We start from the raw sequence: 12,731 nt of genomic DNA on the forward strand, positions 1-12,731 counted from the left end.
TTCAAGCGCCAACCTGACCGACGATTCAGCCAGCATGACCTCCCCCCTTCCCTGCGGTCGTTTCGCGCCCTCGCCGACCGGCCTGCTCCATCCCGGATCCCTGCTCGCCGCCTTCGGCAGCTGGCTGCTCGCGCGCCATCACGGCGGCGTGTGGCGGCTGCGCATCGAAGACGTCGACCCACCGCGCACCGTGCCCGGTGCCGCCGAGTCACAACTGCAGGCACTGGCGGCGTTCGGCCTGGCCCACGACGGTCCGATCTTCTGGCAGAGCGCCCGCGGCGAGGCCTACCAGGCCGCGCTCGACGTGCTGCTGGCCAGCGACCAGGCCTTCGTCTGCCATTGCAGCCGCAGCGACCTGGCCGCCAGCGGCAGCATCCACCATCGCTGCGTCGCCCGGCACCCCCGACCGGATCCCGCCGTCCGTTTCCGCGTGCCGCCGGGCAGCCTCGTGCACTTCGACGATGGCCTGCGCGGCCCGCAGCAGCAGGACGTGCATGCCGAGGTCGGCGACTTCGTGCTGCGCCGCGCCGATGGCTGCTGGGCCTACCAGTTGGCGGTGGTGGTCGATGACGCCGCGCAGGGGGTGACCGAAGTGGTGCGCGGTGCCGACCTGCTCGACTCTACCGCGCGGCAGATCCTGCTGCAGCAGGCGTTGGGGCTGGCGGTGCCGCGCTACTGGCACCTGCCGCTGCTGCTCGATGCCCCGGGCCACAAGCTGTCCAAGTCGCTGTCAGCGCTGCCGGTGGATAGTTCGCGCCCGCTGCCCGTGCTGCGCCAGCTCTGGCAGCTGCTCGGCCAGGCACCTGAAGCGCTGGAACCTGCGCACGACCTGGACACGCTGCTGGCCACCGCTCGGCAGGCATTCGACCCAGCGCGGCTGCCGCATGGTGACATCCTGATTGGAGCAAGCCTGTCGCCAGCCGGCGCACTTTCCACGCCGATGTTGCAGAATCCCACTTCCCCCACCTGATACCCGGACAACACTCCATGACATCTCGCGTCGCACTGGTCACCGGCGGAACCGGCGGCATCGGTACCGCCATCTGCCAACGCCTGGCCGACCAGGGCCACCGGGTCGCCACCAACTACCGCGACGAGGCCAAGGCCCGCGCCTGGCAGCAGGCGATGACCGAACGCGGCTACAGCGTGTCGATCTTCCCGGGCGATGTCTCCGATCCGGGCAGCGCCGAAGCGCTGGTGCGCGCCGTCGAGGCCGAGCTGGGCCCGGTTGAGATCCTGGTCAACAACGCCGGCATCACCCGCGACACCACGTTCCATCGCATGCGCGCGGACCAGTGGCACGATGTGATCAACACCAACCTCAATTCGGTGTTCAACGTCACCCGTCCGGTCATCGAGGGCATGCGCCGCCGCGGCTGGGGCCGGGTCATCCAGATCAGCTCGATCAACGGCCTGAAGGGCCAGTACGGCCAGGCAAACTACGCCGCGGCCAAGGCCGGCATGCACGGCTTCACCATCTCTCTGGCCCGCGAGAATGCTGGCTTCGGCATCACCGTCAACACCATCTCGCCCGGCTACGTGGCCACCGACATGGTGATGGCGGTGCCGGAGGACGTACGCGCCAAGATCATCGCCGACATCCCCACCGGACGCCTCGGCAAGCCGGAGGAAATCGCCTACGGCGTCTCGTTCCTGGTCGCCGACGAAGCCTCGTGGATCACCGGTAGCAACCTGGACATCAACGGCGGCCACCACATGGGTTGGTAAGCCGCGCAGCGGGCCCTCGCGGCGGCCGCCGCCGGCCCCTGCCAAGCGTCATGCTGCGCAGCACGCAAACCCTTGTTGCGCAACATGATCGCCGCCGAAAGCCAAGCCTGGCGGGGGCTGAGGCGGTTGCAACGGCTGCTGCACTGCGCCATGCTGCGCGTCTACTGTGACGAGTACCGCTTCATGGCTGCGACCCGCATCATCAAGAAGTATCCGAACCGCCGTCTCTACGACACCGAGATCTCCAGCTACATCACCATCGAGGACGTGCGCCAGCTGATCCTGGACGGTGAAGACTTCGAAGTCCGCGACGCCAAGAGCGGCGACGACCTCACGCGATCGGTCCTGCTGCAGATCATCGCCGACCAGGAACAGGACGGCGAACCGATGCTGTCCACCCAGCTGCTGAGCCAGCTGATCCGCTTCTATGGCGATTCCCTGCAGGGCTTCATGGGCAATTACCTGGAGCGCAGCATGCAGGTCTTCCTCGACCAGCAGCAGCAGTTCCGCCAGCAGATGGGCAACCTGCTGGGCCAGACCCCGTGGGCGATGATGAACCAGCTGACCGAGCGCAACCTGGAGCTGTGGCAGGAATTCCAGCGCAACATGGGCAGTGGCTTCGGCGGCCCGCGCCCGGGCGGCACCGGAACGGGAACCGGCGCAGGTACCGGCAACAAACCGAACGAACCGGGCACCGGCACCGGCGGCAAGACCCGCCGCTGAGCTGCGGCATCTGCTGATACGAAAACGGCGCGCCCCTGGCGCGCCGTTCTGTTTGGCATCGCGCCAACGTCAGGTCAGCGTTTCGCCTTGCACCCCGTGCATACGCGTTCGACCTTGTAACCCTTCGCCTTCAGCTTCTCGACCACGCCATCGTTGCCCAGCAGGTGCAGCGTGCCGACCACCACCAGCGTGCCGCCCTGCCCGGCCTGCAGGTACGGCAGCAGCTTCGGCACCCAGGCGTCATTGCGGCCGGTATTGATGCGCTGGTAAAGCTGCGGATACTGCTGGCGCATTTCCGCCGCCATCCGGGTCCACAGCAGGCGCTCGTCACCCCGGCGCCATGCATCATGCAGCTGGCGTGCCTGCTCGTCGGCCTTGCCGGCCTGGTCCAGCGCTTCGGCCAGCATCTGCCGCTGTTCCTGCAGCGTCATTCCGTCGAGCATGCCGATCTGGGTGTCGATGTCTTCAAGTCCCACGGTCTTGCGGCCGGTCTTCTGCGCACGCTCCATGAAGTGGCGGTCCAGGCCCAGTGCCGGGTCCAGGCCCAGCTTCTGCATCTGCCCGACCGAAATGCTCAGGCCGACAAACCACGGCTTCATGCCCTGCATCTGCGCCAGCGGCAGCTTGTTCTCGGCAGCGAACACCTGCAGCTTCTGCCAGGTCGCAGCATCCAGATCACGCTTGAGTTCGCTGCCATCGGTGCGGACCGCTGCCTGCACCATGCGGCTGGCCAGCTGCGGCGACTGCATGTCTTCCGGCGACAGTTCGAACACGACCCGCTGCGAGGCCTCGAACGCCTGTTCGACATCGGGCGACAACGGGTAGTCCTGCGGCTTCAGCAGGTGGAACGATCCCAGCAGGTACACGCGTGCATCGCCCGGGCCGGTGACTTTCCACAACAGCGGTACGGGCGGCTTGGCCGCCGCTGCGCCAGCGGTGTCGGCTTGCACGGTACGCGCTGCAACCAGCGGTGCCAGCGCACAGGCCGCCAACACAACGGCGGCACGCAACAGGGTTCTGATCGGCATCTCAGCCTTCTCCTTCAGGCAGGTGGTAAGCCTTCTCGCCCGCTTCCACGCGCAGGTCCAGCCGGTTTTCCGGCGGCGCCAACGGGCAGGTCGCGTAGGCAGTGAACGCACACGGCGGGTTGTAGGCATGGTTGAAATCGATGCGCACCGTGCCATCGGCTGCCGGCGCGTCGGTGTCCAGGTAACGCCCGGCCGGATAGCTGCCGCGGCCACTGGTGCGATCGGCAAAGATCAGGAACAGCGGCTGACCCGGCGCACCGATCGCCTCCAGCCGCCAGCTGCGGCCATCGCGCTGGAACTCGACCGCGCCTGCGTTCGGCATTTCGGTGGTCAGGCCGGTGATGTCGACGATGGGCAGGGTCTTGCCCGCCGGATGCGGGATGAAACGTGCCTGCACCTGCCAGTCCGGGCCACCCGGCCAGTATTCCAGGCCGGCGAAATCACGGCGTGCCGGCGCGTCGGCGTGCTTGACCCGCAGCGCATCGCGCGGGCCGCGGCGGATGATGCTGAGCTGCCCCCTGCCACCATCGAAGGCCAGCAGCGTCGGCTGCGGATCCTTGTCGGTGTCGACACGGATGCGGCCGCGTACCGGCTGCCCGTCATGGCTGACGTCAACGCCGGTCTCCGGTGTGAACCACCATTGGCTGCCTTCGCGGCGCAGCAGGCCCAGCTTGTCCGGTCCAACCGCCAGGCGGATCCCGTTGGTCGCGCCGCTGCCGACGAAGTGCGATTTGTTCTGCAGCCAGTGCAGGCCGACCAACGCTGTCCAACCATCCGGCCGGGTCAGGTCCTGGTAGCGCGCTACCCGCCACTGCTGCTGCGTGGCCGCATAGGCCGGATCTTCAGCAACCGTCGGCGCCGGCGGTGTCGCCGGACTGCAGGCGGCCAACACCAAGGCGGCCAGCAGGCCGCCCATTCCCCGATAACGCATCGATGCTCCCCTCAACGTCCGCGCAGGAACCAGCGGTCGATCTCCGCCAGCGAAAAACGGGCCCAGGTCGGCCGGCCGTGGTTGCACTGGCCCGACCGTTCGGTGATTTCCATGTCGCGCAGCAGCGCGTTCATTTCCGGCACGGTCAGCCGTCGGTTGGCGCGCACCGCGCCGTGGCAGGCCATGGTCGACAGCAGCTCATCGCGCGCACTCGCCACACGCCGGCTCTGGCCGTGTTCGCGCAGGTCGGTCAGCACGTCGCGCAGCAGGCCTTCCGGTTCGGCGTGTGCCAGCAGCGCTGGAATGCTGCGCACGTGCAGCGCACCGGGGCCGGCACGGGTCACTTCGAAGCCGAGTGCGGCCAGCGTTTCGGCTTCGCTTTCGGCGGTATCCGCTTCGCGCTCACCCACCGCGAGCGTGATCGGCACCAGCAATGGCTGCGACTGCAGGCCGATGCCATCGTGCGCGTTCTTCAGCCGCTCGTAGCCGATGCGCTCGTGCGCCGCATGCATGTCGACCACGATCAGGCCTTCGGCGTTCTCGGCCAGGATGTAGATGCCATGCAGCTGCGCGATCGCGTAGCCCAGCGGCGGCACGCCGGCGTCAGCACTGGTCACCGGCAGTCCGTTCTCGGTCGGCATCGGCGGCAGTGCAGCACCGCGTTCGGCACCGGCCGGCGCGGCATACAGCGCGGCATAGGCGGCCGGTGCATCGGCCACCTGCAATCCCAGCGGTTGCTGCGGGCGCCAGCCCGAGAATCCACCACCGCCACCACTCGATCCGGCACCCGGTGCGGCACCGCGTACCAGACCGAAACCGGAGGCGCCCGCACTGGAGACCATCGGTGCCGAACCTGCATCCGCCGGATGCGCAGAGCCGGCACCGATGTCCTGCGCCGACACGCCGGCACGGGTATCGGCCAGCGCATCCTTCAACGTGCGATAGACGAAATCATGGACCAGCCGCGAATCGCGGAAGCGCACCTCGTGCTTGGCAGGGTGCACGTTGACGTCGACGCGGGTCGGATCCAGTTCCAGGAACAGCACATAGGCCGGCTGGCGGCCGTGGTACAGCACATCGCCGTAAGCCATCTTCACCGCATGGGCGACACTGCGGTCGCGCACCGAACGGCCGTTGACGTACAGGTACTGCTGGTCGGCGCTGGCGCGCGAATAATGCGGCTGCGCGATCCAGCCGTGCAGGCGCAGGCCGGCACCGCTGTGGTCGACGCGCACGGCCTGGTTGGCGAAATCCTCGCCCAGCGTTTCGGCCAATCGCGCATCGGAATACAGATCGCCCGGCTTGTAGCGGCGCGACGCCTTGCCGTTGTGCGACACGCGCAGTTCGACATCCGGCCGCGCCAGCGCCAGCGAACGCAGCCATTCTTCGATATGGCCCAGCTCGGTGCGCTCGGCGCGCAGGAACTTGCGTCGCGCCGGTACGTTGTAGAACAGCTCGCGCACTTCCACCGTGGTGCCCGGCGCATGCGCGCGCGGCGTCACCTCGCCGATCTTGCCGCCTTCGATCTGCAGCGCCGAACCGTGTTCGTCATGTGCGCGACGCGAGGACAGGGTGAAACGGCTGACCGAAGCGATCGACGGCAATGCTTCGCCACGGAAACCGAGCGTGGCCACCGATTCAAGATCGTCCAGATCGGCGATCTTGCTGGTGGCATGGCGCGATACCGCCAGCGGCAGCTGTTCCGGCGCGATGCCACTGCCGTTGTCGCGGATGCGGATCAGGCGTACACCGCCCTCTTCAAGATCGATATCAACGCGGCTGGCACCGGCATCGATTGCGTTCTCGACCAGCTCCTTGACCACCGACGCAGGACGTTCGACCACTTCGCCGGCGGCGATCTGGTTGATCAGGATCTCCGGCAACGGCCGGATCGGGCGCGGATGGGTAGCAGACGTCATGCGGGGATGATAACGGAGGCTGCGCATGTAGAGTCGACTGTCAGTCGACTGCTCTTCGCCGGGCACCGAAACCCCCACACTGCGCGCGCAGTCGACTGACGGTCGACTCTACAGAAAGCAGTAACCCGCCTTCGGCGGGTTACTTGCTGCCGCCGGCCATGGTGCCGGCTGCGTCGATCTCGGCCTGGGCGCGGGCGGCATACAGCGTCCCCGGCGGCGGCTGGCGGCTGAAGAAGGTATGTACACCGTCCAGCACCGCACCGGCGATCTTGCGCTGGTAGGCCGGGTCGATCAGGCGGCGTTCTTCATCCGGGTTGGAGATGAACGCGGTTTCCACCAGCATCGCCGGCATGTCCGAGGTGCGCAGAACCGCGAAGTTGGCGCGCTCGATGTTCGGCTTGTGGTTGTTCCCGATCCGCTTCAGGCCGCCCAGCACGTGGCCGGCCGCGTCTTCGGATGCCTTCATGTAGCCGCTCTGGGCCAGGTCCAGCAACACGTTGGCCAGCGTGCCTTCGGTCTGCTGCAGGCGCACGCCACCGACCAGGTCAGCCGCGTTTTCCTTGTCCGCCAGCCAGCGGGCGCGCTGCGAAGAAGCACCCTTGGTCGACAGCACGTACACCGACGAACCGGTGGCAGAACGGTTTTCGGCCGCGTCGGCATGGATCGAAATGAAGATGTCGGCCTTGTTCGCACGCGCCTTCTGCGCGCGCATCGGCAGCGGGATGAACACGTCGCTGTCGCGGGTCAGGTAGGCCTTCAGGCCCGGCGTCGCATTGACCTGGCGGGCCAGTTCACGCGCCACGGCCAGAGTCACATCCTTTTCGCGCTTGCCGGTCGGGCCGATCGCACCCGGATCCTGGCCGCCATGGCCCGGATCGATGGCCACCACCAGATGGCGCATGCCGGCCTGCATGCGGATGCGCGACGCATCGCTGGGCATGGCCGGGCGCGGCGGTTCCACCGGCGTCGGTGCCGGTGCGGGCACCGTGGCCGGTGGCGTGGTCACCACCGCTGCGGTGCGCTGCCCAGCAAGGATCGCGGCCGGCGAGGAAGAAGGCGAACTGCTGGCCACGGTACCGGCCGCCGCGACCTGGGCCGGTGCGGTAGACGGCGCCGGGGTGGGCGTGGCCGGCGCGGCGGCAGTGGCACTGGCCTGCTGGCGCACCTGGGCAGTCAGCAGCGCGGTCGCACGCGCGGCATCGGAACGCGACTGCGCACTCTCCGCCGGCGTCGGCACCGGTGCGGGCGTGTTGACCTGTGCCTGCGGCTGCACCGCCGGCGCCACCGCGGGACGGCTGGCGGCCACGGCCGGGCCGTCGCCCGGCCATTCGATCACCAGCTTGGATTCATTGCCCTCGCGTTGCATCTGCGGGCGGAACGGCGCCACCGATTCAGCGAGGTCGAAAACGACACGGAAGGTGCCCGGCACCGGCTGTCCAGTACGCACCGCCGTGACCACGCCCTGTGCAGCCGGCATCTTCAGGTTGCGTATGGCGCTGGAGTCCGGGAAGTCGACCACCAGACGGTTCGGACCGGCCAGAGAAAGCGTCTTGTAGCCGCCACTGCCGACCAGCGAGATCTCGGCACGGGTGCCGGTGGCGCCGGTATTCAGCAGGACCTGGCGGACTTCACCGGCCCACGCACTGACGCTCGCCAGACCCAGTCCGACGGCGGCACAGATAGCGATGAGACGGTTCCCCGGGCGCATGGCTCAGGATTCAATCACCGCGCTGAACGGAATGCAACACCTTTTTCCTTAATAATCCGTAACCTGCCGGTCTTTGTTCTCGTCAGCCGACAGAAATGGCCTGCAAGTCGCCCCCTTGGGGAAGCCGTTTCAGCCATTCATGTCCGACGTCGCTGGCTCCAGTGAGACGGACGCGACGCCCCTGCCCCTCGATCTCCAGCGCCACCACCAGGTCGGTCGGCGGCAGCGCGCCCGCGCCGCGTTCCGGCCATTCCACCAGCCACAGCACCGCGCTGCCCTCGTCCAGGCCCAGGAAATCGAGTTCACCGGCCTGGCCGATCCGGTACAGGTCCAGGTGCCAGGCCTCGCCACCGCTGGCCAGCGGATAGCGCTCGACCAGGGTGTAGGTCGGGCTGCGGATCGCGCCCTGCACGCCCAGTGCGCGCAGCAGTGCGCGTGCGGTGGTGGATTTGCCGGCGCCCAGGTCGCCGCGCAGTTCGACCAGCGCCTGCGGCGGCCGGGTGGCCGCCAGCCATTGCCCGAGCAGTTCGGTGGCATCGCTGTCGGCAAGGAAGAAATCGATCATCGGGAGAGTTCCGGGTTGGCCAGTCGCCGCAACGGCGACAGCAGATCAGTAGGAAGCAGGCCGCGCGCGCCGTCGGCGGCAGCGACATCGCCCGCGAGCGCATGCAGCAGCGCACCGGTTGCAGCAGCGTCGAAGGCTGCCAGGCCCTGCGCGCGCAGGCTGGCGATGATGCCGGTGAGCAGGTCCCCCATGCCACCCACGGCCATGCCGGGGTTGCCTGCGGCAATCAGCCGTGGCCGTTGCCCGGGCGCTGCGACGATGCTGCCGGCGCCCTTCAGCACCACCACGGCGTGGAAACGCTCGGCCAGTGCCTGCGCGCAGGCGTAGCGGTCGGCCTGGATGTCAGCGGTGCTGCAGCCGAGCAGGCGCGCGGCCTCGCCCGGATGCGGCGTAAGGATGGCGTCAGGCAGCGCGCGCGGATCCTGCGCCAGCAGGTTCAGGGCATCGGCATCGACCACCAGTGGCCTGGCGCATGCCAGTACCCGCGCAAACAATGCGCGTGCCCACTCGTCCTGGCCCAGCCCGGGCCCGATCGCCACCACCCTGGCCTTGTCCAGCAGCGCCGGCAGTGCGTCGCCGTCTTCCAGCGCGTGGGTCATCGCCTCGGGCAGGCGTGCCAGCAACGGGCCGACATGGTCGCGGCGGGTGCCGAGGCTCAACAATCCCGCGCCCGCACGCAACGCGGCCTCGGCCGCCATGGCGATGGCGCCGCCGCTGCCATGGTTGCCGCCGACGCACAGCACGTGCCCGGATTCGCCCTTGTGAGTGTTGGCGCGACGTGGCGGCAGCAGTGCCGGCAAGCGAGCCTGGGTCCAGTGCTCTGCGGCGGGTGACACGCCCTGCCATGCGGCCGCAGGCAGCTGCAGCGGTGCCAGGACTTTCTGCCCGCAATGATCCAGCGCATCGCCGGTATACAGCCCACGATGCGGCACGATGAACTGCAGGGTCAAAGCGCCCTTCACGGCCACGCCCGGTACGGCACCGCGGTCGGCATCGACGCCACTGGGCACGTCCAGCGCCAACACCGGTGACGCCTGCGCGTTGAGCGCGACGATCAGCGCCTGCGCCACGCCTTCCGGCGCGCGATCGAAGCCCAGCCCGAACAGGCCATCGACCCATGTATCGGCCTCGGGCAGCGTGCCGTCGAATGCGGCAACAATGCCCCCCGCGCGGGCGAATTCCGATGCTGCACGCTGTGCCAGCACGGTTGACGGCGACTTCCCCGGCAAGGCGATCACCATCACCTCGCGCCCGGCCTGCAGCGCGTGACGGGCCAGCACATGGCCATCGCCGCCGTTGTTGCCCGCGCCGACCACCACGCCGATCCGCTGCGCCTGCGGCCAGTGCTGCAGCAGGCACTGCCAGGCGGCCTGGCCGGCCTGCGCCATCAGGCCCCAACCGCCCTCGGCGGCAAGCGTCGAGGCCTGCTCATCAAGCGCACGTGCGGCAGCGGAATCGAACAGATCGGCAAGGTTGGCCATGCGGGGATTTTATACTGGTGCACATGTCCCCCGTCCCCGCCCCTGTCGATCCGGCCCAGGCCGTACAGCGCATCCGCGAACTGGCCCGTGCGCATGGCTTCCAGCGCTGCGGCATTGCCGGCATCGAGCTGGGCGAGGATGAAGCGCACCTGGCCGACTGGCTGGGCCAGGGCCTGTACGGCACGATGGACTGGATGGCGCGCCACGGCACCCTGCGCGCCCGCCCGGCCGAGCTGCTGCCCGGCACCGTGCGGGTGATCTCGGTGGGCATGGATTACAGCCACAAGGACGACACCGAGGCCTGGGCAACCCTGGCCGACCCGGGCCGCGCCTACGTGGCTCGTTACGCATTGGGCCGCGACTACCACAAGCTGATGCGCAACCGCCTGCAGAAGCTGGCCACGCAGATCAACGATGAAGTGGCACCGCTGGGCTACCGCGTATTCGTCGATTCGGCGCCGGTGCTGGAACGCGCACTGGCCCGCAATGCGGGGCTCGGCTGGATCGGCAAGCACACCTGCCTGATCGACCGCCACGGCGGCTCCTGGTTCTTCATCGGCGAGATCTACATCGATGTCCCGCTGCCGATCGATACGCCGGCCACGGCACACTGCGGTACCTGCACGCGCTGCATCGATGTCTGCCCGACGCAGGCCATCACCGGCCCGCAGCGGCTGGATGCACGACGCTGTATCTCCTACCTGACCATCGAGCACGACGGTGCCATTCCCGAAGACATGCGGCCGTTGATCGGCAACCGCATCTACGGCTGCGACGACTGCCAGCTGGTCTGCCCCTGGAACAAGTTCGCCAAGCGCACCGACGAAGCCGATTTCCGCGCGCGCAACAACCTCGATACCGCGCGGCTGGATCAGCTGTTCGCCTGGGATGAAGCCGAGTTCCTGCGCCGTACCGAAGGCAGCCCGATCCGCCGCAGCGGCCATGAGCGCTGGTTGCGCAACATCGCCGTGGCACTGGGCAATGCACCGACCTCGGCCGAAGCGTTGGCCGCGTTGCAGACCCGCGTCGATGATCCCTCGCCGCTGGTGCGTGAACACGTGCAGTGGGCGCTGGGCCAGCACACGGTGCGCTGACGTGCGATCCTGAGCCCCCGTTCCGCCCGCAGCACGCCGTTCCCATGCAGCCACGCAACAACGACATCTTCACCCCCAGCCAGCTCAACACCCTGGCCCGCGACCTGCTGGAAGGCAGCTTCCCGGCGATCTGGGTCGAGGCCGAGCTGGGCAGCGTGGCGCGCCCTTCTTCCGGGCACCTGTATTTCACCCTGAAGGACGCACGTGCGCAGCTGCGCGCGGCGATGTTCCGGATGAAGGCGCAGTACCTGAAGTTCGTGCCACGCGAAGGCATGCGCGTGCTGGTGCGCGGCAAGGTGACCCTGTACGACGCCCGTGGCGAGTACCAGATGGTGCTGGACCACATGGAAGAAGCGGGCGAAGGCGCGCTGCGCCGAGCGTTCGAAGAGCTGAAGGCACGGCTGGAGGCCGAGGGTCTGTTCGACCCGGCGCGCAAGCGGCCGATGCCGGCGCACGTGCAGCGCCTGGCAGTGATCACCTCGCCCACCGGCGCCGCCGTGCGTGATGTGCTGAGCGTGCTGGCTCGCCGCTTCCCGCTTCTGGAAGTGGATCTGCTGCCGACCCTGGTACAGGGCAGCAGCGCCGCCGCGCAGATCACCCGCCTGCTGCAGGCCGCCGATGCCAGTGGCCGCTATGATGTGATCCTGCTGACCCGCGGTGGCGGTTCGCTGGAAGACCTGTGGGCGTTCAACGATGAAGCGCTGGCCCGCGCGATCGCCGCCAGCCGCACCCCGGTGGTGTCGGCGGTGGGCCATGAAACCGACTTCAGCCTCAGCGATTTTGCCGCCGACCTGCGTGCACCGACGCCGTCGGTGGCCGCCGAGCTGCTGGTGCCGGACCAGCGCGAACTGGCCCTGCGCCTGCGCCGCACGGCCGCACGCATGGTGCAGCTGCAGCGGCACACGATGCAGCAGGCGATGCAGCGTGCCGACCGTGCACTGCTGCGTCTGAACGCGCAGAGCCCACAGGCGCGGCTGGATCTGCTGCGTCGCCGCCAGCTGGACCTGGGCCGGCGCTTGCATGCGGCGTTCAACCAGCAGCAGGAACGCCGTGCCGCGCGTCTGCGTCATGCCGCAGCCGTGTTGCGCGGGCACCATCCCCAGCGCCAGCTGGACACGATGCAGCGCCGCCTGGCTGCCCTGCGCGGGCGCCCGCAGATTGCGATGCAGCGTCTGCTGGAGCGCGATGTGCTGCGCCTGCGCGGGCTGGCGCGTTCACTGGAAGCGGTCAGCCCGCTGGCGACCGTGGCTCGTGGTTACAGCATCCTCACCCGCAGCGACGATGGCACGCTGGTACGCCAGATCGATCAGGTACAGCCGGGTGACGCACTGCAGGCCCGCGTCGGCGACGGCGTGATCGACGTGCAGGTCAAGTAGAGGGGTGTTCGGCAGGGCTGCGCCCTGCACCTGCAGAGGCTTCAAGCAACGGCCGAAGCAACAGCCAAAGCAACAGCCAAAGCGGCTCTGGATTGCTGATGGTTTGGCGGGGCGGTGTGGCTATGCAGGACACGCCGTAAACCCATCCCTGGGGGCTCGATGGCGCCATCCATGGCGC

11 protein-coding genes are annotated in these 12,731 nt (G+C 68.4%); 5 read left to right on the plus strand and 6 right to left on the minus strand.

The window, feature by feature from the left end; genetic code table 11:
- Positions 1–34 precede the first annotated feature (34 nt).
- The 3 genes from gluQRS to phaR all read left to right on the plus strand — a co-directional run bounded on the left by gluQRS (position 35) and on the right by phaR (position 2,451).
- Positions 35–970 carry a tRNA glutamyl-Q(34) synthetase GluQRS gene (gluQRS, locus tag R1H25_RS15405; protein WP_317224032.1) on the plus strand — a complete coding sequence of 312 codons (936 nt, stop codon included), beginning with the start codon at positions 35–37 and terminating at the stop codon, positions 968–970.
- A 17-nt stretch (positions 971–987) separates the two neighbouring features.
- On the plus strand, positions 988–1,728 hold the full coding sequence (gene phbB, locus R1H25_RS15410; RefSeq protein WP_049447742.1) for an acetoacetyl-CoA reductase: 741 nt from the start codon (positions 988–990) through the stop codon (positions 1,726–1,728).
- Positions 1,729–1,911: 183 nt separating this feature from the next.
- Positions 1,912–2,451 carry a polyhydroxyalkanoate synthesis repressor PhaR gene (gene phaR / locus R1H25_RS15415; protein WP_049447744.1) on the plus strand — a complete coding sequence of 180 codons (540 nt, stop codon included), beginning with the start codon at positions 1,912–1,914 and terminating at the stop codon, positions 2,449–2,451.
- A 74-nt stretch (positions 2,452–2,525) separates the two neighbouring features.
- On the opposite strand, the gene R1H25_RS15420 is transcribed toward phaR, so the two are convergent.
- The 6 genes from R1H25_RS15420 to R1H25_RS15445 all read right to left on the minus strand — a co-directional run bounded on the left by R1H25_RS15420 (position 2,526) and on the right by R1H25_RS15445 (position 10,083).
- A complete protein-coding gene (locus R1H25_RS15420) occupies positions 2,526–3,479 on the minus strand; it encodes a TraB/GumN family protein (RefSeq protein WP_317224033.1) in 954 nt (317 codons plus the stop codon).
- A gap of 1 nt (position 3,480) precedes the next feature.
- Complete coding sequence (locus R1H25_RS15425; RefSeq protein WP_049447740.1) at positions 3,481–4,410, minus strand: DUF1684 domain-containing protein; 930 nt, start codon at positions 4,408–4,410, stop codon at positions 3,481–3,483.
- A gap of 11 nt (positions 4,411–4,421) precedes the next feature.
- Positions 4,422–6,329 (minus strand): DNA mismatch repair endonuclease MutL, encoded by a 1,908-nt coding sequence (gene mutL, locus R1H25_RS15430; protein ID WP_049447739.1) that lies wholly within the window; start codon positions 6,327–6,329, stop codon positions 4,422–4,424.
- Positions 6,330–6,468: 139 nt separating this feature from the next.
- Positions 6,469–8,037: an N-acetylmuramoyl-L-alanine amidase gene (locus R1H25_RS15435; protein ID WP_049447738.1), complete on the minus strand. Its 1,569-nt coding sequence runs from the start codon at positions 8,035–8,037 to the stop codon at positions 6,469–6,471.
- A gap of 82 nt (positions 8,038–8,119) precedes the next feature.
- Positions 8,120–8,602, minus strand: a complete 483-nt coding sequence (gene tsaE, locus R1H25_RS15440; RefSeq protein ID WP_012511659.1) for a tRNA (adenosine(37)-N6)-threonylcarbamoyltransferase complex ATPase subunit type 1 TsaE — start codon at positions 8,600–8,602, stop codon at positions 8,120–8,122.
- Entirely contained in the window at positions 8,599–10,083 is a 1,485-nt protein-coding gene (locus tag R1H25_RS15445; RefSeq protein WP_317224034.1) for an NAD(P)H-hydrate dehydratase, read from the minus strand. The genes tsaE and R1H25_RS15445 overlap by 4 nt, the downstream gene beginning before the upstream one ends.
- Before the next feature lie 23 nt (positions 10,084–10,106).
- Here R1H25_RS15445 and queG point away from each other — a divergent pair, with 23 nt between their 5' ends.
- Together queG and xseA are read left to right on the plus strand one after the other, a co-directional pair.
- Entirely contained in the window at positions 10,107–11,177 is a 1,071-nt protein-coding gene (gene queG / locus R1H25_RS15450; RefSeq protein WP_088480202.1) for a tRNA epoxyqueuosine(34) reductase QueG, read from the plus strand.
- 44 nt (positions 11,178–11,221) lie between these two features.
- Positions 11,222–12,553, plus strand: a complete 1,332-nt coding sequence (gene xseA / locus R1H25_RS15455; RefSeq protein ID WP_049447735.1) for an exodeoxyribonuclease VII large subunit — start codon at positions 11,222–11,224, stop codon at positions 12,551–12,553.
- Positions 12,554–12,731 lie beyond the last annotated feature (178 nt).

The organism is Stenotrophomonas veracruzanensis (assembly GCF_032911525.1).
GTDB classification, from domain to species: domain Bacteria; phylum Pseudomonadota; class Gammaproteobacteria; order Xanthomonadales; family Xanthomonadaceae; genus Stenotrophomonas; species Stenotrophomonas africana.